Annotated in this window: 20 protein-coding genes; 9 read left to right on the top strand and 11 right to left on the bottom strand. The window is 48.4% G+C overall.

Annotation, left to right across the window (positions count from 1 at the left end):
* Positions 1 to 174: 174 nt before the first annotated feature.
* Positions 175 to 1,053 carry a DUF72 domain-containing protein gene (locus G9G53_RS15175; RefSeq protein WP_165148712.1) on the top strand — a complete coding sequence of 293 codons (879 nt, stop codon included), beginning with the start codon at positions 175 to 177 and terminating at the stop codon, positions 1,051 to 1,053.
* Here the strand turns inward: G9G53_RS15175 and G9G53_RS15170 are convergent.
* The 5 genes from G9G53_RS15170 to G9G53_RS15150 are packed head-to-tail and all read right to left on the bottom strand — an operon-like array spanning position 1,045 to position 6,078.
* On the bottom strand, positions 1,045 to 2,160 hold the full coding sequence (locus G9G53_RS15170) for a tetratricopeptide repeat-containing glycosyltransferase family 2 protein (RefSeq protein ID WP_029518351.1): 1,116 nt from the start codon (positions 2,158 to 2,160) through the stop codon (positions 1,045 to 1,047). The genes G9G53_RS15175 and G9G53_RS15170 overlap by 9 nt on opposite strands.
* Positions 2,157 to 3,032, bottom strand: a complete 876-nt coding sequence (locus G9G53_RS15165) for a class I SAM-dependent methyltransferase (RefSeq protein WP_165148709.1) — start codon at positions 3,030 to 3,032, stop codon at positions 2,157 to 2,159. Before G9G53_RS15165 ends, G9G53_RS15170 begins: the two co-directional genes overlap by 4 nt.
* Complete coding sequence (locus G9G53_RS15160) at positions 3,025 to 4,368, bottom strand: nucleotide sugar dehydrogenase (protein WP_165148875.1); 1,344 nt, start codon at positions 4,366 to 4,368, stop codon at positions 3,025 to 3,027. The genes G9G53_RS15165 and G9G53_RS15160 overlap by 8 nt, the downstream gene beginning before the upstream one ends.
* Before the next feature lie 2 nt (positions 4,369 to 4,370).
* The gene (locus tag G9G53_RS15155; protein WP_165148706.1) at positions 4,371 to 5,351 is read right to left on the bottom strand and encodes a polysaccharide biosynthesis protein; all 981 of its coding nucleotides are present in this window, start codon (positions 5,349 to 5,351) and stop codon (positions 4,371 to 4,373) included.
* Positions 5,352 to 5,370: 19 nt separating this feature from the next.
* Entirely contained in the window at positions 5,371 to 6,078 is a 708-nt protein-coding gene (locus G9G53_RS15150) for a glycosyltransferase family A protein (protein WP_029518347.1), read from the bottom strand.
* A gap of 215 nt (positions 6,079 to 6,293) precedes the next feature.
* Between G9G53_RS15150 and G9G53_RS15145 the strand changes: the two genes are divergently transcribed.
* On the top strand, positions 6,294 to 7,007 hold the full coding sequence (locus tag G9G53_RS15145) for a GT-D fold domain-containing glycosyltransferase (RefSeq protein ID WP_165148703.1): 714 nt from the start codon (positions 6,294 to 6,296) through the stop codon (positions 7,005 to 7,007).
* A gap of 257 nt (positions 7,008 to 7,264) precedes the next feature.
* Positions 7,265 to 8,392, top strand: coding sequence for an SGNH/GDSL hydrolase family protein (locus G9G53_RS15140; RefSeq protein WP_165148700.1), 1,128 nt, complete (start codon positions 7,265 to 7,267; stop codon positions 8,390 to 8,392).
* Positions 8,393 to 8,611: 219 nt separating this feature from the next.
* On the opposite strand, the gene G9G53_RS15135 is transcribed toward G9G53_RS15140, so the two are convergent.
* Positions 8,612 to 9,028, bottom strand: coding sequence for a hypothetical protein (locus tag G9G53_RS15135; RefSeq protein WP_069011025.1), 417 nt, complete (start codon positions 9,026 to 9,028; stop codon positions 8,612 to 8,614).
* 164 nt (positions 9,029 to 9,192) lie between these two features.
* On the opposite strand from G9G53_RS15135, the gene G9G53_RS15130 reads away from it, so the two are divergent.
* The 3 genes from G9G53_RS15130 (at position 9,193) to G9G53_RS15120 (ending at position 12,942) form a co-directional block, all read left to right on the top strand.
* On the top strand, positions 9,193 to 11,163 hold the full coding sequence (locus G9G53_RS15130; RefSeq protein WP_069011024.1) for a methyl-accepting chemotaxis protein: 1,971 nt from the start codon (positions 9,193 to 9,195) through the stop codon (positions 11,161 to 11,163).
* Between the two features lie 56 nt (positions 11,164 to 11,219).
* Positions 11,220 to 11,396 (top strand): YjfB family protein, encoded by a 177-nt coding sequence (locus tag G9G53_RS15125; protein WP_165148697.1) that lies wholly within the window; start codon positions 11,220 to 11,222, stop codon positions 11,394 to 11,396.
* Between the two features lie 190 nt (positions 11,397 to 11,586).
* Positions 11,587 to 12,942, top strand: a complete 1,356-nt coding sequence (locus tag G9G53_RS15120) for a dipeptidase (RefSeq protein ID WP_165148694.1) — start codon at positions 11,587 to 11,589, stop codon at positions 12,940 to 12,942.
* 73 nt (positions 12,943 to 13,015) lie between these two features.
* Here G9G53_RS15120 and G9G53_RS15115 read toward each other — a convergent pair whose 3' ends face one another.
* The 5 genes from G9G53_RS15115 to G9G53_RS15095 all read right to left on the bottom strand — a co-directional run bounded on the left by G9G53_RS15115 (position 13,016) and on the right by G9G53_RS15095 (position 15,590).
* A complete protein-coding gene (locus G9G53_RS15115; RefSeq protein WP_176715708.1) occupies positions 13,016 to 13,402 on the bottom strand; it encodes a hypothetical protein in 387 nt (128 codons plus the stop codon).
* Positions 13,403 to 13,466: 64 nt separating this feature from the next.
* Positions 13,467 to 13,730, bottom strand: a complete 264-nt coding sequence (locus tag G9G53_RS15110; protein WP_029518340.1) for a hypothetical protein — start codon at positions 13,728 to 13,730, stop codon at positions 13,467 to 13,469.
* Between the two features lie 87 nt (positions 13,731 to 13,817).
* Positions 13,818 to 14,309, bottom strand: coding sequence for a hypothetical protein (locus G9G53_RS15105; RefSeq protein ID WP_013311697.1), 492 nt, complete (start codon positions 14,307 to 14,309; stop codon positions 13,818 to 13,820).
* Positions 14,310 to 14,450: 141 nt separating this feature from the next.
* Entirely contained in the window at positions 14,451 to 14,933 is a 483-nt protein-coding gene (locus G9G53_RS15100; RefSeq protein ID WP_069011022.1) for a hypothetical protein, read from the bottom strand.
* A 429-nt stretch (positions 14,934 to 15,362) separates the two neighbouring features.
* Positions 15,363 to 15,590, bottom strand: a complete 228-nt coding sequence (locus G9G53_RS15095) for a helix-turn-helix domain-containing protein (protein WP_007431813.1) — start codon at positions 15,588 to 15,590, stop codon at positions 15,363 to 15,365.
* A 304-nt stretch (positions 15,591 to 15,894) separates the two neighbouring features.
* Here G9G53_RS15095 and efeO point away from each other — a divergent pair, with 304 nt between their 5' ends.
* Genes efeO through G9G53_RS15080 form a run of 3 tightly spaced genes read left to right on the top strand, consistent with a single transcriptional unit; the run spans position 15,895 to position 19,996 of the window.
* Positions 15,895 to 16,773: an iron uptake system protein EfeO gene (gene efeO / locus G9G53_RS15090; protein WP_025721876.1), complete on the top strand. Its 879-nt coding sequence runs from the start codon at positions 15,895 to 15,897 to the stop codon at positions 16,771 to 16,773.
* A 4-nt stretch (positions 16,774 to 16,777) separates the two neighbouring features.
* Positions 16,778 to 18,142, top strand: a complete 1,365-nt coding sequence (gene efeB, locus G9G53_RS15085) for an iron uptake transporter deferrochelatase/peroxidase subunit (RefSeq protein WP_029518338.1) — start codon at positions 16,778 to 16,780, stop codon at positions 18,140 to 18,142.
* A 24-nt stretch (positions 18,143 to 18,166) separates the two neighbouring features.
* A complete protein-coding gene (locus tag G9G53_RS15080) occupies positions 18,167 to 19,996 on the top strand; it encodes an FTR1 family iron permease (protein WP_165148691.1) in 1,830 nt (609 codons plus the stop codon).
* The last annotated feature ends 97 nt before the right edge of the window (positions 19,997 to 20,093 follow it).

The following is a 20,093-nucleotide window of genomic DNA, read 5'->3' as shown; positions in this document are numbered from 1 at the left end:
GAATAAGGGTTTTGCAAAATCCTGAATAAGGAAACATGTTACAATAACCGTATTTGAGCTTAAATATTCATAGGAACTTCATACCAACTTCATGTGATTCACCCCATTTTATCATTAAAATGATTCATGGGAACGCCTTTAGAAGTTTTCATGAAGGAAAGGAGCGGGGAAATTATGATTCAAATTGGACTTACGGGTTGGGGCGATCACGATGACTTGTATCCAACGGGTACCAAAGCTAACCAAAAACTAAGTATCTATGGAAGCCATTTTCCGGTAGTAGAAATGGATAGCTCTTTCTATGCGGTGCAGCCCACAGATCGTATGGCACGCTGGGCGGCGGAAACCCCTGACTCTTTTTCATTTCTCGTCAAAGCCTACCAAGGCATGACTGGACATACCCGCGGCAAGCAACCTTACTTCAAAACAATAGATGCCATGTACGAAGCACTGCATGCATCGATAAAGCCTCTTCACGAAGCGGGCAAGCTCAAAGCCGTGCTGTTTCAGTACCCACCCTGGTTCGACTGTACACGTGAGAATGTCGCTGTACTGCGAGACACAAAAAATAGGATGGGAGAGGTCCCATCCGTACTTGAATTCAGACATCAAAGCTGGTTCACACCCGATTTTCGGAAACAAACGCTGGCATTCATGCGTGAAGAAGGCTGGATACACAGCGTATGCGACGAGCCGCAGGCAGGACCAGGGTCGGTTCCCATTGTGCCGTTGGCTACAGACGGTAATCTGACAATCGTACGTCTCCACGGGCGGAACATATCGGGCTGGAATCAAAGCTCTGCACCGAATTGGCGGGAGGTTCGTTATCTGTATCGGTACAATGAACAAGAGTTGACCGAATGGAGAGACAGGTTGCTGGAGCTGGAGCAGCAAAGCCGCGAGGTGTGTGTTATTTTCAACAACAACTCCGGTGGAGACGCCGCTGCTAATGCCAAGCAACTCATGACCATGCTTGGCATGGACCCTAAACCTTTTCCCCCTCGCAAGCCACACGAAGAGAATAACGGGCCGGAACAGCTTGAACTATTTTGAGGAACGGGCTGAGGGTGGGGAGTTGGAAATAGCCTCCTTGAGCTTGCGTGCATTATCCAGTAAATGCGGGTCGTCAGGTAAATAGCGTAAAGCGGTCTGGTTATGCTCATACGAAGCGTCCAGCTGACCTACATGGGCATAGCAATGGCTGAGCCGCACATGAGGTAACCAGGAGTAGCATGGTAGTGGAACAGGTCGCATACCCGGAAGGTGATGCTGTTGCTCCAATGCCTTTTCGTACCAGTACGCGGCAGTGCTCCATTCGTTTCTTGTGAAAAACCAGTCACCGATCATGCAGCACAAGTCTGATTGCGGTACACCGTATCGAAAGGAACGTAACAGACGATCCAGCTGTTGCTCCGGCTTCCCGAGGTGAAGATAGCATTCCGCCGACCGCGCACAAGCGGTAATCCGATCCTCACGGTAGCCGCTCGGCTCCTCCAACAGAAGATTGAACGCCTCTACCGCCTCGGCATATTCTTTACGGTCAAAACATTCATTGGCGTGCAAATACAGCAGACGCCCCTCCAGCTTGCCGCTTTCGCTGATCCACCGGGCGAGAATACGTTGGTTACGGAGCATGTGGTCTTGCATTCGGCGGTGTGTTACTGCCACATCTGAATGAACGATTTGCCCCTGAGGTATCACCAGATCCTCATGCAGACGCCCTTCCCAGCGGTATTGTCGCTCGCGCTTCACGAGACGGATACGGCGTGAGGTGAACAACAGTTCACCCTGCTCCCCCTCTGCCAAATGAAGTGGCATCACCACTGCGTCGATATCCTTAGACAAACGCTGCTTCAAGGCACGCAGGCGCTCACGATCCGGCTCCAGCAGCACATCGTCCGCATCCAGCCACATGACGTAGGAACACGTCGCCTTGTCAAATGATTCATTACGGGCGGCTGCAAAATCATCCTTCCATTCAAATGTATATAGCCGATCCGTATAGCGCGCCGCTATCGTCTTCGTCTGATCCGTCGACCCCGTGTCCACAATAATGATTTCATCCATCAGGTCTGAGACCGAATCCAGACAGCGGGTAAGTGTGTGCTCCTCGTTCTTTACGATCATGCACAAGCTGATGGTCATTGGATGCTCAGTCATGACTTCACGTCATCCCCTTTACCTTTGGCTGATTCTCCCCTCGTTTTTCCGGTAGACTCGCCAGCAGTATATGCAACTCTCCTTTCAGCCTGCGTCTTGTCTAACTGTTCGACACGTGCATACCTTTCCATCGGCAAAAGTTGTTCCTCCATATACCGGATTCGCTGTACCGCCTTGTCGAGTGCGGCCTTTCGCTGATTCATTTTGCGAACATGCTGCTGCTCCACCAGTCGAAATTGCTCCTCGTCCAGTTTCATCCACTCATTCAGATGCGCTGCCTCTGGTTTGACCTCACGCAGTTCTTTCGACTTCTTGCGGCCTGCAAAGCACAAATATTTGTGATGCACCTCCAACGCTTGTTCATCAAAATAAGGATACAACACACGGGAGAGGCTCCCGGCATAGTAAGTCCGCTTGTGATCATGAAACGGATGGTAACCATAAGGTACAGACAAGACGAGCGTACCCTTTTTATTCAACAAGCGGTAAGCATGAGCCAGCAGGTTGTCGGGATGCGCAAAATGTTCCAAAATCTCCCCTAAAATAATGGTGTCAAATCCACCGGGAGGACGCTCAAATTGTGAAATGTCCTTTAACTGAAAGTGGACTCGTCCCCGGATGGGTGCGGATTCCTGACGAAGTTCTTTTTTTGCATAAGAAATGCTGCCCTCTTCCAAATCAATAGCCGTTACCTCAAAGCCTTCCCGCCCGAGCAAAATAGCCGTTATGCCCTGACTGCACCCAACATCCAACACCGTATGACCCTGTACATGGCGACAAATCCAGTGAATTCTATTGCGGGTGGCTTCATGAGATTCCTCCGAATTAATCTGCCCGTAATAACGTTCGTTTACCTGATCACGGTTAGCCAACAGCGGCGCCCCCTCCGGGATGCCCCAAGATCACGACATGTCCACCTGTGCAATGTGCAGTCGCATTACGTGTATCGAAGACCAGCGGGGCATGGTCGACCAGCTGTTGGTAATTCACCACAGAATGGTCTGTCGTAATGACTACGATATCTGCACTTTCCCATAGCTGGGCATTTGCCGTCCGAGATGGGATTTCTTCACCGTTCAGCTTAAAACTTGATACATACGGGTCGGTGAAGCTAACCGAAGCACCCATTTTAGTTAAATGCTCGAACAGGACAAGAGCCGGGGATTCGCGAACATCATCAATGTCCTTTTTGTAGGCCACACCTGCCAGAATGATGTTGGCTTTGTTTATGGCTTTATCTTTCTGAGCAAGCATAGCTTCAATTCGCTCCGCAATATACAGCGGCATACGCCGATTCATGCGATCTGCCAAGTCCACGAATTCCAATGGAAAACCATGCTGCTCGGATTTCCATGACAAGTATAGCGGATCAACCGGGATACAGTGCCCCCCGATGCCAGGTCCCGGATAAAAAGGCATATAGCCGAATGGCTTGGTGGCCGCTGCATCCAGTACCTCCCATATATTGATGCCAATTTTCTCACAGGCGGCTGTCAACTCATTGACCATTCCAATGTTGACGCTGCGGAACGTATTCTCGAATAGCTTGGCGGCTTCCGCCACGGTCGTCGAGCTTACCGGAACAATCTGGTCCAAAAAGGACCCATAAAACCCTGCTCCCACTGCCAGACAATCCGGCGTGCAACCGCCGATCACCTTGGGTGTGTTGCGAATGTTAAAATGAACGCTACCCGGATCCACACGTTCCGGCGAGAAGCACACATAGAAATCCTTACCTACCGTCCAGCCCCTGCGCTGCTCTATCACCGGTCGAATCAGTTCCTCGGTCGTTCCCGGATAGGTGGTGCTTTCCAGAATCAACAGTGTTTGTCTACGCAAATGAGGTATAGCCTGATCAATAGCCGTTTCAATATAGGACGTATCCGGTTGGTGTCCGTCCGTCAGTGGCGTAGGCACGCAGATCACGACGATATCCGCATGCTCCAGTACCTTGATATCCGTAACCGGATGCAATTGCTGCCCGATCAGACCTTCCAATGCATCATCACCAATGTCTATGATGTACGACTTTCCTTGAAGCAGCTTGGCTACTTTGACGGGATCGGAATCCACACCATATACATTATAACCAGCCTTTGCCATTTCCACTGCCATGGGCAGCCCTACATAACCGAGGCCGATTACCGCAACCTTTACAGTTCCTTTAGTTATTTTTTCCATAAGCTGCAAAATACCCACCTCTTTCATCATTACTCCATGCCTCGCAGTAGCTCAGCAATTCCAGCGCGATCCATTAACTCATCGTCCGAGCGATATTGATTGAAGCTCACTCGTTCCAATCCACCGTATTGGCTCAGTAAGCGCTTGTCTGCTTGCTGGGGAAGAATAACAAAATAGCGATCTTCATAGCGATACGTATGCGGCACCTCATAGGGCGAAATCAGCACCTCATGCAGCTTTTCCCCACCACGTATACCAATCTCCTTTACTTTCAACGCAGGCTGCCCCGCCTGTTCTTTCATCACTTCTGCTAGATCTGCAATATTGCAGCCCTTCATTTTCATCACTAGCGTCTCTCCCCCAACCGCCGTGACAGAAGCCTTCAGCAGCAAGCCAATCGCCTCTCCGAGCGTGAGGAAAAAGCGTGTCATATCTGGGCTCGTCAGCGTTAAATCCTGCCCATCCGCGATCTGGCGCTTGAACAGGGGCACGACACTTCCACTCGTCCCCAACACGTTGCCGCCGCGTATACACACAAAGCGAGTACGCTCACTTAAAGTGTTGGCGCGGATCATCAGTCTTTCACCTATCGCCTTCGTCATGCCATATACATTCACCGGATCTACCGCCTTGTCTGTAGAGACATCAATTACCTTGGCGACTCCCTGCTCAATGCTGGCCCGGATCACGTTTTCCGTACCGTGTACGTTCGTCTTGAAAGCCTCTTCCGGCTGTCTCTCACACACAGGGACATGCTTTAATGCCGCCAAATGGAATACATAGTCCACTCCGCGACATGCCTCCTGCAATGCCTGAAGATCTCGAATATCTCCAATCATGAAATTCAGGCGAGGATCCGATAGAAATTGCCGCTGCATGGCAATCTGTGCAAATTCACCGCGTGAGAAAATACGAATCTCCGCCGGGTCCTCCTTCAGCAATTCAGCGGTTAGGCGTTGCCCCCAAGATCCCGTTCCTCCGGTCACCAGCAGTTTTTTTCCTTTGAACAATATAATCTCCTCCTGACCGTTACGAATTGGCAATGCCTGTTCCCAGAAATTCTGCCAGCACAGCATTCATTTCATTCTCTGACAGCCGATCCTTCGCCGGCACTTTTTTCACCGAAGTATTGGCAGCATGAATGACGTTCACATAGTTGCGAAGTGGAATGATCTCATGCGGCAGCTCCGTTACATATCCGTGCGTACCCTTTCCAGGAATGACCACACGGTAATCATTCAGAAAATCTTCCACTTGATAGCGAAACACATAAAAAGAAGGCGAACGGTGAAACACCGGTGCCATCTGCCCCTCAACCGCATCCCACAGGTAACCCATCTGGTTCACCAGCGCAACCGTCTCCGATTGAAACTTGTAATCATGCAACTGTTGTACAAAGGACTGGTGATACAAATCGTCGGAATCTATTCGAGCAATGAGCAGTTCGTCCGCACCTTCGATGTACGCATGGATACGACGTTTACTTTCGATGCTCGTACCAAAACGGATGTGGTCGGGAATGGGCTCATGTCGGGCCAGCTCCTCTTCCACGATGTCACTGCATCCGCCCGCCAGCTTGACGACAGATAGGAAATCCGCATTTGTCTGACTGAGTAAACTACGCAGCGTAAAGGTTCTGAATATATCCAGTCGCTCGCTGATCCACTCACGTGTCAGGCGGTTGGGATTCATCCCATAGTTATTAAAATTAATTTCAATTACAACCTTGCGATTCATTGATCTTCCTCCCTTTCAACCGTCTTCTCTCAAGTTATGAAGACGCTCCTGAAACGGCACGTACAGATACAACGAATCTTGTAAAAATAGGTAGAATCCAAAAAGAATAGCCGTTCATACAAAAACCTTTTCGCTTTCGACATATGATAGAATACAAAGTTTTTTACTCCATCTGAAAAGTTGAACAAGCAGGAACGACAGGGAGGAAACATGATATGACGAATCCAAAGTATCTGGAGATGGACGAGGTACTGAAGCGTTTGAAGCTAGCACTCGATCAGCACCAGTCCTTTTCGCTCATTCGTATTGGAGATGGTGAAAATTTGGTGTTGGCGCAGGATACCGTCTGGCCGATGGAAAAGGTGTTACAGGAACGTTGGGCGGTCAAAGCTAATCTCGGTCAAAAGGGACTGTTTCTACCAAATACGGAGCTACGGGACGCGGTGGCTGAGGCAGTGAGCAAAGCCAGCATTACTGGCATTTTGCCATATGATGACGAATCTATTAAAGCACCATCCTATATGAAGCGGGAGCTGACCGATCAGGTCTTTGCTCACTATGCTCTTTCCCCCCCGCTGACCTGCCACGCCTGCCTGAATCGGTATTTGGCTGGGACACCCGCTTTCTGGGACATGCTGAAAAATCGACGCATTCTGCTGGTCACCCGGACGGCCGCTGAAGTAAAGCCTGTTCTTGAGGCTGATCCGTACAAGCTGCATATCGCGCACACGCTGGCATTTCATCAATATGAACAAATGCCTGAAACACTCCAATGGATCGCAGCACACAAAGATGACTTTGACATTGCCCTGTTCTCTTGTGGTGTCAATGCAGTCGTGTTAGCACAAAAAACAGCAGAAATCACTGGCAAAGTAGGTATAGACTTCGGCAAGGCGACTAATATCGTCATGTTCGGCAAAGCTAATTAATAGATAAAATAATATTTGTGAAAAAATCCACTTAGCAAGTAATCTTTGCTCCGTATATCGAAAAGGCACTAGCAAATTTCAATTTTGCTGGTGCCTTTTTGATATCATATGTGGTTCTAAAGCGTGATCAAAAAGGATAATCCATATAAAGCTTTGAGCCCTTGCTTGTTTAGAAATAGAATTTGAGATTTCCTGTCACTTCTTTTACAATATTACAGAAACTAGCATTCATTAAAAACCATGAGGAGGGTGTTAAAATGTCACATAACAAGAGATTGAAGACATACACACTTACAAAAGCAAAGCATATAAAGGTTCATGGTCGAACTACGCAAACACGTACACCGCTTACTCTATTTTGGACAGGCAGTGGCATTGAATTGAATATCAAAGGCTCAGAGCTGTGGATTGAAATTGAGGCCGATTACCAGGTGTATGAGCCCTGGATCAGTATTGTCATCAATGGTGTCCCGATGAGTCGCCTGATGGTGACTGCAGGACGGCATTGGATCTGTCTTTTGAGAGGGTTAAACCCTGATACAGTCAAAAATGTCCGTGTGGTCAAGGATGTCCAGCCTATGAGTTCGGACCCGCACTGCTTGTTGCAAATTCATGCCCTGAAGGTTGACGGAGAATTGCTACCGGTCACTGATAAGCCCCTCAAGGTGGAATTTATCGGTGACAGCATTACCTCGGGAGAAGGAACGATTGGAGCGAAGGACGAGACAGACTGGGTTCCCATGCTGTTCACAGCACTACGCAATTATACAGCCATAACAGCCGAAGCACTAAATGCGGACTACCGAGTGTTTTCACAAAGCGGCTGGGGTGTCCTAACGGGCTGGGATAATAATCCCGATACGAACATACCGGCATATTATGAACAGATATGTGGTGTGCTGACCGGTGAGAGAAATGAAGCATTAGGGGCATTTTCAGATCATGATTTTACCTCATGGCAGCCGGACGTGGTCGTAGTGAATTTGGGGACTAATGACGGGGGAGCCTTTTATTCTCCTGCATGGACGGACCCAGCAAGCGGTAAAGTGTACAAGCAACGCTTGAACGAGGACGGCACATTCAATGAAGAAGATTTACAAGCTTTTGAAAGCGCTATCGAATGTTTTCTTGTCAAGCTTCGGAATTGCAATCCTGCGGCTCATATTGTATGGGCCTATGGGATGCTGGATACTCCTATGATGCCCTCAATCTACCGATCAGTAGATGCATACAAGAAAAGAACGAGGGATGGGAATGTGTCTGTATTCCAACTGCCTAACACGACGGAAGAAACGATAGGGTCTCGCAGCCATCCCGGGCTCCCCGCCCATACCAAAGCGGCAGATGAGTTGACAGTGTATTTGCGAGAGATTCTTAAGAAATAGAATCCGAGAAGCACGATCAACTTTGTAGAACACGCTCATAAAGGAAATTACAACAACTAGGTCATTTGTGCTCTCAGTGTTGTTGAGAATTATAGCCACGAGTCTGTAGCAGCTGTCTGTCTATGCTCGTGGCTAGTTGAGCTTCTGCGCAGCGGCCTATCCTAGGAGAACCACGAACAGGCAGCGAGTATTTACTAAAGAAATATTCACCTGATATATTTACAGAAACGGAGTCGAAGCGATGCCCGTGAATACCTCTGGACCATTACGAACAGTGGTCGAAACACCAGAAATATAAGAAGAATATACTGTTTGTATTGCCAATGGAGCGGATAGATCCTGTGCATTAAAAGCTTGCGTTTCATTAGATCCGGTCACGCCCAGTACCCCCTCGGCGCGGTAGACTACCTCGCTCGGATCATAGTCGGCTCCACGCACGATTTCAACTGCATACGTATCGCCAAGCTCACCGATTAGACCAATGGAACCACTAAAAGTCACAATCGGACCTGGCACAAGAAAGGTTCGCAGAGTAATCAAACCGAATCGCTCCGGTATAGGACCCAGTTGAATATCGGGACCTTCACCTGTCTTTGATGAATTGGTGGAGCTTCTCATATCCAGAAAAAAACCCATACCTTATCCCTCCAAATTGCAAGATACTCCATGTTATGCAAGAAATTCTTTGGCGTATTGGACAAATTAGTAATAAATCTATCAATTCAGCTCAAAATAACCGATAGTAAATACATATGATATAAGCTTTAGAAATGAATATATAGATAGAAAGCAGGGGTTAGATGAAACGACTGAAAACATTAACACTACGCAAGAAATTGACCGCAGCATTCCTTCTGGTCATGCTTGTTCCTAGTATTATTGTAAGTTCTTTTTCTTATCAAGCAGCATATAACCAGACGGACCGCCAATTACTTGATAGTGCGACAACTAGCGTTACTGCATCCGATCGTGCAGTTACTCAAACGATTCAAGCCAAAATCGCGGATCTCGAATATTACTCTACAACGATGACGGCTAGTGATAACAGTGCTGAAGCAGATGATGCCATTCTAAAAAGATTACAAGTTTATTTGAAAATGCACGCGGAAGCTGTTGATATGTTTGTAGGAACCCCCGAAGGTAAGCTCATTATTGGCAAAGCCGTAGGCTCCACAAACGATCCTCGTGAGCGCCCGTGGTACAAACAGGCCCTGGAGAAACCCGGTCAAACCGTAATCAGCCCTGTTGGACTCAATACGGCTAAGATCCCCGTTGTGTATATTTCACGTACACTTCCCGACAACAGCGGTGTTCTCGGCCTTTCCCTGAACCTGAAAAATTTGAAAGAAATCACAAATTTAAAAATCGGACAAAATGGCTATATTATGATATTAGATGGTACCAAACGTATCGTTACCCACCCGACAGAAGTCAGCGGAAGTACCAAAATGGGAGAAACAATACCCAAACTGTTTGACTCTAAGGAAGGCAGCTTTAACTACGATCTTAATGGCGTAGATAAACACCTGATTTTCAAAACCAATGCGCTGACAGGCTGGAAAATTGCCGGCACAATGGACAAAGCAGAAACCAGTGCCTCCGCCCAACCGATTCTTATCACGACGATCGTAGTGTTGGTGATTGCAGCCATCATCATTGGCGTGCTCGCAATGTGGCTAATCAGCAGTATACTTAAGCCTATCCAAAGATTGCGTAATTCTATGGATGCCATCAGCCAAGGTAATCTTTCGATTAACGTGGCTACGACCAGTACAGATGAAATTGGTGAATTATCAAGATATTTTCAACAAATGGTAGATAACCTGCGTAACATGATTAGAGAAATTCAAGCGATGACTGGCAATTTGTCGGCATCCTCGCAAGAGCTTGCAGCAGGTGCAGAACAAACGACCCGGGCTATCGAGCATGTGACCATAGCCATTCAAGATGTGGCTGCTGGCAGCGAACGCCAAGTGGGCAGTGCTAAAGCTAATCAGACACGGGTTAGCGGCATGGCAACAGACATCACCGCTATGACCGAAACTATGGCTGAAATGACTACTTACTCCGCACAGGCCATTCAGGCGTCGGATGCAGGCAGTGAGCATATCGGCAACAGCGTCGTTTCCATTGATGGCATTCGCACTACCGTGGAAGAACTGGACACCATTATCGGTGCTTTGAATGATCGATCTGGACGAATTGGAACGATTGTTACTGTCATTACGGAAATCGCCAGCCAGACTAATCTGCTCGCATTGAACGCTTCTATTGAAGCGGCACGCGCAGGGGAGCATGGTAAAGGTTTTGCTGTCGTGGCCACAGAGGTCCGCAAGCTGGCTGAAAACTCAGCTCATTCCGCACAACAAATTCGTGAACAGATTCAAGGGATACAGAGCGGTGTATCTGAAGCCCTGACCGCTATGGAATCCGCCAAGGAACGCGTAAGCGAAGGTATCAATTCCATTGACCTATCCGGTCGCTCCTTCTCACGCATCCGTAGAGCGGTAGCCAAATCAGCGAAGCAGCTGGATAACGTCGCAGCTTCTACCGCTGGAGTCGCAGATGGAACAAGTACAGTCGTCAGCAGCATGGAGGAAATTACACGCATCGCTGAAGAAGCGGCATCCCATACGGAGACCGTGTCCGCAGCCGCTGAGGAGCAGCTCGCCTCCATGGAAGAGATCGGTTCGTCTGCCGCAGATTTGACCCGTCTGGCAGAACAGCTTCAAGATTTACTGACACAATTCCAATTGGATGAAACAAAATAACCGTTCCAACCGATAAATATAGAGAAAGAGTCTTCACAATGAAGGAGGGTTGGAACATGGATATCGCAGCATTATCAACAGGTATGAGTCAGGCCAGCTTGGCTCAAGCCGCAAGTGTGAAGGTATTAAGTATGGCTACGGATCAGGCCAGTGAACAAGGACAGGCTTTAGTGCAGATGATGGAAAAAAGCGTACAGCCTCATCTCGGGGGTCAACTGGACATTCGCGCATAAGTACATCCATATGCTTGGTTAGGGGCGATTCTGCTCAGGTCTGGACAGACCCGGGTAGAATCGTTTTTTTATCTCCCTATTTTTCGTTCAGCACAAAACGTAGTAAACTAGACATATCGTCCACAACCTCGGTTCGGAGGATAGCGCAACATTCACACGATTTACATTGAAAAAGGAGGATACATAGTTTATGAGTTATTCTGAATATTTTGAAAAAGCCAGAGAGCAACAACTAGGCGAGTTACAGGAGTGGTTGTCCATTCCGAGTATCTCAGCATTATCGGAGCACAAAAAGGACATTAACCAAGCAGCTGATTGGCTGGCTGCCAAACTGACTGCTGCCGGTCTGGAAAACGTGGAAATCATTCCAACCAAAGGGCACCCGCTGGTATATGCGGATCATTTGCACGCACCTGGTAAACCAACGATTCTCGTGTATGGACACTACGATGTACAACCCGTAGACCCGCTTCATCTGTGGGAAACGCCACCGTTTGAGCCATCCATCCGTGATGGAAAATTGTATGCACGCGGAGCGACAGATGATAAAGGACAGGTTTTCCTGCACATTAAAGCAGTTGAGGCCATTTTGAAGCAGGAAGGCAAATTGCCGCTGAACATTAAATTCTGCATTGAAGGCGAGGAAGAAGTGTCCAGTCCGAACTTGCTTGAGTTTTTGCAAACTGGAGCTGAACGCCTGGCTGCCGATGCTGTACTGGTGTCCGACACTTCCTTGATCGAAAAAGGGAAGCCTGCCATTTGCACAGGTTTGCGTGGACTATGTTCACTGGAAGTCGCCATTCACACGGCGAACACAGATCTACATTCCGGTTCTTTCGGTGGCGGCGTGCCGAATGCCCTGCATGCTCTGGTGTCCTTGCTGGCAACCCTGCATAATGACAAAGGCAGTGTAAGCGTCGAAGGATTCTACGACGATGTTACTCCATTATCGGCAGAGATGAGAGAAGAATTCATGAAGCAAGGCTTCAATGAGAGCAAGCTGCAACAAGATCTTGCACTTGATTCCCTCTTTGGTGAAGAAGGATTCAGCTTCGTTGAGCGTGTGGGGGCTCGTCCGACACTGGAACTGAACGGCGTATACGGCGGCTTCCAAGGGGAAGGTACGAAAACGGTCATTCCGAAAGAAGCTCACGCTAAAATCACATGCCGCTTGGTGGCTAACCAGAATCCGCAAGATATTCTGGACAAAATCGAGCGCCATTTGCGCGCCCATGTTCAGGCAGGAGCTACCCTGGATATTCAACAGGGCGAAAAAGCGAACGCCTTTAACATCGACCCGTCACACGCGTTTCTGCAAGCGGCGGCCGATGCTTTTGAGAAGGTATACGGTGTGCGTGCCCTCTTTACCAAGGATGGAGGCTCCATCCCAATCGTGGAGACTTTCTCCCGTGTGCTGACTGCCCCAGTCGTGCTGATGGGTTTCGGCTTGCCAGATGAGAACCTGCACGCGCCCAACGAGCATTTCAACTTGGACAATTTTGACAAGGGTCTGCTGACGATTGTGGAGTTTTTGAAATCGGTGTAAGTAAACTAAAAAGCATTCACAGCATGGCACCATCCTTGCTTCGTGAATGCTTTTTTTTCGTTAGTTCTGTCGCTTAAGAAAAACGGGTATAGCGCAACAGATGAGCCAGCCGATTGAGCCGTTCTATCTCCCGATCGAACTCATGCAGCGGCTGTCCAGCCAAAGCAGCGTTTGCTCTCAGATCCCGTAGCGGGTTCATTTTCCGACCCATGAGTTTCAGCACCGTGGCCTTCCCCATGTTATTCACCACCACATATTGTGTTAGCGGGTCAAGCTCAATCCACAATACATGATGCTGTTGGAAAAACGACAATAGTTGCTTTTTTAACGCCTCCAGCTCTTCAAGGTCACCTGTGATTTGCGGATGATGATGAAAAGCCACATAGCCCATCACCCGCAGGTCACTTATGATTTGTTCCAAATGAAGCGTTTCGTGTATGTACACATTGTTCGTGCTCATGCGGTTTCTTGCACCATTCGTATGATCTTCCCGGATGACGTTCACCACCTGACTATCATTTATATCAAGCTTTATCTTTCCCCTTTTCCAATAGCTGCACAAGCCAGCAACCTCCAAACCACAATGCACCTACAGCAAAAAAAACGGTATACACCGTATATAACGTGGTCAGTTCAAACAAGCTATTGTACCGATTAAGCAAGATCCCCCACAAGCATAGCAGAAAATTGCTACCATTTTGCTGATGAAAGCGATGCTTATAGATCCGTTGAATCAAAACAGCCAGGAATCCTATCAACAAAACGTGATTCAGCAAAATACTCCACATTTCCATAAGCCCCCTTTTTCACTATAGCGCAATGGCTTTGAAAAGTCAGGACGTACACAAACCTTGCGAACAAAAAAAACAACCGGCTTATACGCCAGTTGTTTCCCGTTCCACAAAATACTTATTGGTCATATAATGGGCCTTACCTCTGGAAGTATCCACCATTCCCTTTTTGTTGTCGAGAAAAACAATCTCCCGGCATTTGGTGCAGTACCACTTGGTCCGCTTAAAGGGAGATTCTGTAACATACGATGTACCACATTTGCAATCTACTTTAATTAAAGTTTCTGTTGATTTGTAAGCCTGGGACAACTCTTTTAGGCCAGTATCCGGTTGTTGAATGGGGATAATAACCTCCTGATAGCTTGAATACTGATTATGCACTTTAAAATCAGCCACCAGTTCCGCATGCAGTCCAAAGTACTCTTTGCCAATCTCGGTTACAAATTTCTTACCGATTCTGTAACACTCAAGCCATTCCTGTATCTGTTGATTAGACAAAGGCACTGTGCCCTTGATACCACTATTTAATGTGTAAGTCATGATGTATAAAGTATCATCTTGTCTATGTCCGTACATGAGAAGCCTCCTTATAATACACTTGATAATGTACTACAAAGCGCAAAAAACATCAATTTTATTATTTGCCAAAAGACTTATATCATTTGGGTAGGCACACAACAATTGTGAGTATATGGTTAGAAAGCAACTGACAATCTGTCAGTTGCTTTGTCTTTCCACATAGTATTTGTTGGTCATGTACCACGCCTTGCCTTTATCCGTATCCACCATGCCCTTTTTACGATCCAGGAACACAATGTTATTACACTCCTTGCATGACCACTTGGTTCTTTTATGCGGTGACTCTTCTATATAGGAAGCACCACATTTACATTCTACCTGAATTAATGTTTTATACTGGCTGTACGCCTCTACCAGTGGGTCCAGCTCTACAGCTTTGTGTTCCATTACAGGCTGTATTATGAATATGTGTTCTCTCTGCTCCGAGTATTCATTATGTACCTTGAAATCTGCTACCAACTCAGGGTTTAAACCAAAATACTGTTTTCCCACAACCGTTACAAACTTGCTGCCAATTCGATATGCTTTGATCCATTCCTGCACCTGCTTACTGGTTAGGTCGACAGTTCCCTTTATACCGCTGTTCAGCGTATAAGTCATCAAGTGTTGGTTGGGTGTCATATGTCTTAACATTCACCTCCGATCAAGAATATACCACAGGTAGCTCTAGGCAAAAGCTACTTCCTGCTACCTGAAGCAACGAGCTTTTTCTGCCTTGTGATTCTTCTTCAATCCATCTTCCATCCTGTCGTCATGCTGAATACTGTTTTTGTAGGGATTTATATTCTTAGACTATCACCGAATGCATTTCTAGCCTTGTATAACTTTGTGGTAATTCTTCTGATTTGATCACTTCTGCTAGTTTACCACGATCTCCAATGGTAGTTTCTTCCTTCTATATATAGTACATCATTTACACGCAATTTCCCACCTATTTCAGCGGTTTAATCGTTTTACTTTTTTATATACCACAAAACAAAAGCCTTCCCGACCACCCTTCATTGTCGAAGGATCATCGAGAAGACTTTGTACCCCGCAAGGAACGAGAGGTCAGATTTTTAATTCGCCAAGCCTGATTAATTCCACGACCGCCTGTGAACGACCTTTTACGTTCAGTTTCTGCATTACATTGGAAATATGGTTTCGGACCGTTTTTTCGCTAATAAATAGCTGTCCGGCGATGTCACGTGTTGTTTTGTCCTGCACGAGCAGTTCAAATACTTCACGTTCACGGTGAGTTAACAAAAACTTGTTTTTATGGTCGTTACCCTTCGTCAATTTCACCCCTCCTTGCTCGGGTTTTGTGTGGTGTAACAAGGTTAAGGGATACAGTCAACACATTTTATGTCATGCGCTTAGGTATGGTTCAATATGCGGATAAAAATGGGCATAGGCACCCTACTAACTCCCTTCGATGGACGGTTGGACTCTGCGTCTAATTTATGTATTGACAGGCATATGGGCCAGCCTTATGATAAGAAAAACCGCGACTGATAATCATTATCAAAATGATAATTTGATATAGATATCGCAACAGACTATGGTTCAAGGCCAGTTTGGCCAGAAAGGGTGTTCATTGATTATGAAACTACGTTATGCCGTACCGGCCGGAGTGCTGGTCTCTTCTATTCTGTTCGCAGGTTGCGGACAAACCGGAACTGCTACTCAGCAGCCTGCTGCAACGACCAAAGATGCAGGAGCCACAACACAGACAACGACTCCTGCCGCTTCTGCTCCCAATTTTGATCAAGCGGTAGCAGCTTACCGCACCTATGCCATCGAGCAATGCGATACGTTTGTGAAGAAGACAGAAGAATTCACGAACGCGGTCAAAGCTGGCGAGCTGGATAAAGCCAAGGCGCTGTATGCTCCTGCACGCATGTACTATGAACGGATTGAACCAATTGCAGAAGCGCTGGGTGATCTTGACCCAAATATTGATGCACGTGACGGTGATGTGGATGCAGCGGATTGGCGCGGCTTTCACCGGATTGAAAAAACATTATGGGAAGAAAACACAACCAAAGGAATGGACGAGTTCTCCGACCGACTACTGAGTGATGCCAAGCTGCTGCGCGCCAAAGTAGAAACAGTTAATATTGACGCCAGCCTGATGGTAACGGGTGCAGTCGAGTTGTTGAATGAAGTCTCTACCTCGAAGGTGACGGGTGAAGAGGAACGATATTCCCATACGGATTTGTACGACTTTGCAGCCAATGTAGAGGGCGCACAAAAGATATATGACATTTTGAAAACAGATCTGAACCAAAAAGATGCCGCGTTGGAAAAACAAATCGGTGAGCGCTTTACGGCCTTACAGCAGGAGTTGGCTCCTTTCAAGGACGGAGAAGGCTATGTATCGTATACAAAACTGAAACCGGAAGAAGTTAAAAAGCTGAGCCAAAACCTCGATGCCTTGGCAGAACCGTTGTCCCAAATGGGGAAATTGTTAGGAGTGTAATGATATGAAAGGCTTTAAGCGGCAAAAAGGGCAAGAAAAGCCGCAGTATGCGGAATCCCATAATGAACAGGGCGATCTGGTAAAAAAGGATGCGACGCTAGTGAAAGATGATCCGTCAGGAAAAAGCAAATCCGTATCACGCCGAGACCTATTGAAGCTGGCCGGGGTAGGTGGACTAGGTCTCCTGCTTGGCGGCGGGGGCGTGGGAGCCGTGCTGTCAGCCGGTCAACGTCTCGAAAGCATGATGACGGATGCGGATACCAAAGATGTAATCTCTTTTTACGGGAAGCATCAGGCAGGTATTGTGACTCCGGCACAGGATTTCATCTACTTCGCCGCTTTCGATCTAACAACCAGCGACAAGGAACAGGTGCGTAGCCTCTTCAAAGCCTGGACGGAAGCAAGCACTACAATGACTTCTGGCGTGCTCCTTGGCAACGATAATGAAAACCTCAACCTCCCTCCGTCCGATACGGGCGAGGCGGCAGGATTGTCGCCGTCCCGCACGACGATCACCTTTGGTGTGGGCCCATCCTTTTTTGATGGACGATATGGCCTGGCAGGGCTTAAACCTGCCGGGTTCCGTGAGCTGCCCCGTTTTCAAGGGGATGCCCTAGAGGAGCAATGGTGCGGTGGCGATATCGGAGTGCAGGTATGTGCCAATGACTTGCAGGTCGCTTTCCATGCCCTGCGTAATTTGGCGCGTATCGCCAGAGGAACGGCGGTGCTTCGCTGGACGCAGGAAGGCTTTCAGCGGACTGCACAAGCTGATCCTGCGGGAAGCACACCACGCAATTTGCTGGGCTTCAAGGACGGTACGGGGAACCCGGACACCTCCAAGGCAGACGAGATGAATCGGCTGGTGTGGACACAGACCAGTGACGGACCAGCATGGATGGGCGACGGCAGCTATATGGCTGTACGCCGCGTACGCATGCGGGTAGAGGTGTGGGATCGCTCAACATTGGGCGACCAGGAGGATACTTTTGGACGTCATCGCAGCAGCGGGGCCCCACTCGGTAAGGTCAAGGAGTTCGACAAGCTTGATCTGGCGGCCAAAAATCCAGAAGGCAAGCCAGTTACGCCTCCTACCTCTCATGTGGCTTTGGCTCATGGGAACGGAAGCATTAACATTTTGCGGAGGTCTTATTCGTATTCAAGCGGATTGGACAAGCAAACTGGACAGCTGGATGCCGGGCTGCTGTTCATCAGCTACCAGCGTGATCTGTTCAAGCAGTTCGTTCATATTCAGGAGAAGCTTGCACGCAATGACAAACTGAACGAATACATTGTACACAAAGGCAGTGCGGTGTTCGCCTGCTTCCCGGGTGTATCGCAAGGCGGCTACATCGGGGATACGTTATTTTAGCAGCAGGCAAGGAAGGGGATTTATATGAATCGGCGCAATAAAAGCTTGGGATGGGTGTTTGTACTGGTGGCAGCTCTGCTGCTGACCGTAGCTCCGTTCCTATCCAGCTTCGGGTCGGTCGCTTTTGCACAAACAGATGCCAAAGCTGTCACCAATGATCAGCTAATGCCTGTAGTAGGCGGAGCGCTGGTGGAGGCGGGACAAGCCCAATGGACGGAAGCCTCCAAGGATCTGAAAGAATTCCGCACGCTGTGGGAGGCCGCCAAGACAAATGGTGGAGATTCAGCTCACATCGCGACTGTAGATCAAGCACTCACCGATGCGGAGCAGACACTCGCCAGTGGCGGCGGGGAATCAGCGAAAGCTGCCTTATCCGTGCTAGCGCGCTCGGTCAATGAGTACGTCACTGCTGCCGAAGGGGACAAACCAGCCCCGGCTGGAGCCAAAGCAGCGGAAAAACTGCTTCCCATGGCGAAGGGCAGTCTGGCGGCCATGCAAAAAGGCGATTGGGCTGCCGCCCGGGTGGATTACGACCGAATCGTCAAAGCCTGGTATCAGGTAGAAACACCGATTCGTTTGGACAATTTTCCGGTATACAGTTCGCTCGAAACTAAAATCAGTCTCATTCGCATCTCCATGCAAGCTGAGCCCATTCGCCAAGAACAGGCTCTCAGGGAAATGCAGGAATTAACGACTCTGTTGTCTGATTATAGTCAGGGCAAATCTGTGAACACAGGTCAAGGAACGAATACAGGCAATACGGCTACCGGAACGACGAATGGTTCGACAGCTTCCTTGGGCGATGCAGTCACCTTGCTCAAATCCGCACGCCAAGATGCTGTAGCTAATCAATCAGAGCAAGCGGCTGACAAGGTAGTGCAGTTTATCGCTCTGTGGCCTTCTGTCGAAGGACATGTACAAATTGCCGATCCGACGTCTTACACTGCGATTGAAAATGAAATGACCGAGGCTTCCGGATATCTGCTGTCTTCTCCACCGAATACAGACAAAGCCATACAGACTCTTGATCAGATGCTGGACAGGCTCCGTCCGTTGACGGAAGAACGTTCTTACACTGCGTGGGATGCCGCACTGATTTTGCTGCGTGAGGGTCTGGAGGCCATCCTCGTGCTCGCAGCTCTGCTGGCGTATGCCAAAAAAAGCGGCGAAGCCGTGGCTGGACGATGGATATGGGCAGGAGCTGGAACGGGGCTGGTGCTGAGCGGAATTCTGGCGGTGCTGTTCACCACGCTGGTGGCAGCTGCCGCATCGGGCAGCATGCGTGAGCTGCTGGAAGGTGTCACCGGGCTGGTGGCGGTCGTGCTGATGCTGACCGTTGGTAGCTGGCTGCATAGCAAATCCAATGCTGCCGCGTGGAACCGCTTTGTGGAAAACAGCGTGGGCAACGCGTTAGCACGGGGAAGCCTGTGGTCGCTATTTGCGGTTTCTGCGCTCGCAATTCTGCGTGAAGGAGCCGAGACAGCTATCTTTTATGTCGGTATGGCTCCAGCCATCGAAACCTCGCAATTGCTGATCGGCATTAGCTCGGCGACGTTTATTCTGGTCATTCTGGCGTTTGCGATCATTAAATTTAGTGTACGGTTGCCGATTCGCGCCTTTTTCCTGATTGCCACTGTACTGATTTACTATCTCGTATTCCGATTTCTGGGCGAAAGTATTCATTCGCTTCAGGTGGCTGGCAAGCTTTCGGGGCACACTGCCTCCTCGCTTCCGTCCATTAGCTGGCTGGGAATGTATCCAACTTGGGAAACATTTGTCCCACAAATCGCTGTACTGATCTTTATGGTATGGCAGCTTGTGCGTCAGGAAATGCGCAGCTCCAAGCAACATTAAGTCGATACTACCCTACTCATCATGTAAAAAAACGCCAAATCACAGGTCCGATTTGTATCGGTTCCCATGAGTTTGGCGTTTTTTTTATATACTTCAG

Origin of the sequence: Paenibacillus sp. EKM206P, from assembly GCF_011066155.1 — a bacterium.
GTDB classification, from domain to species: domain Bacteria; phylum Bacillota; class Bacilli; order Paenibacillales; family Paenibacillaceae; genus Paenibacillus; species Paenibacillus polymyxa_D.
Note: the sequence above shows the minus strand (reverse complement) of the source record. Positions and strands in the feature narration are given on the sequence as shown.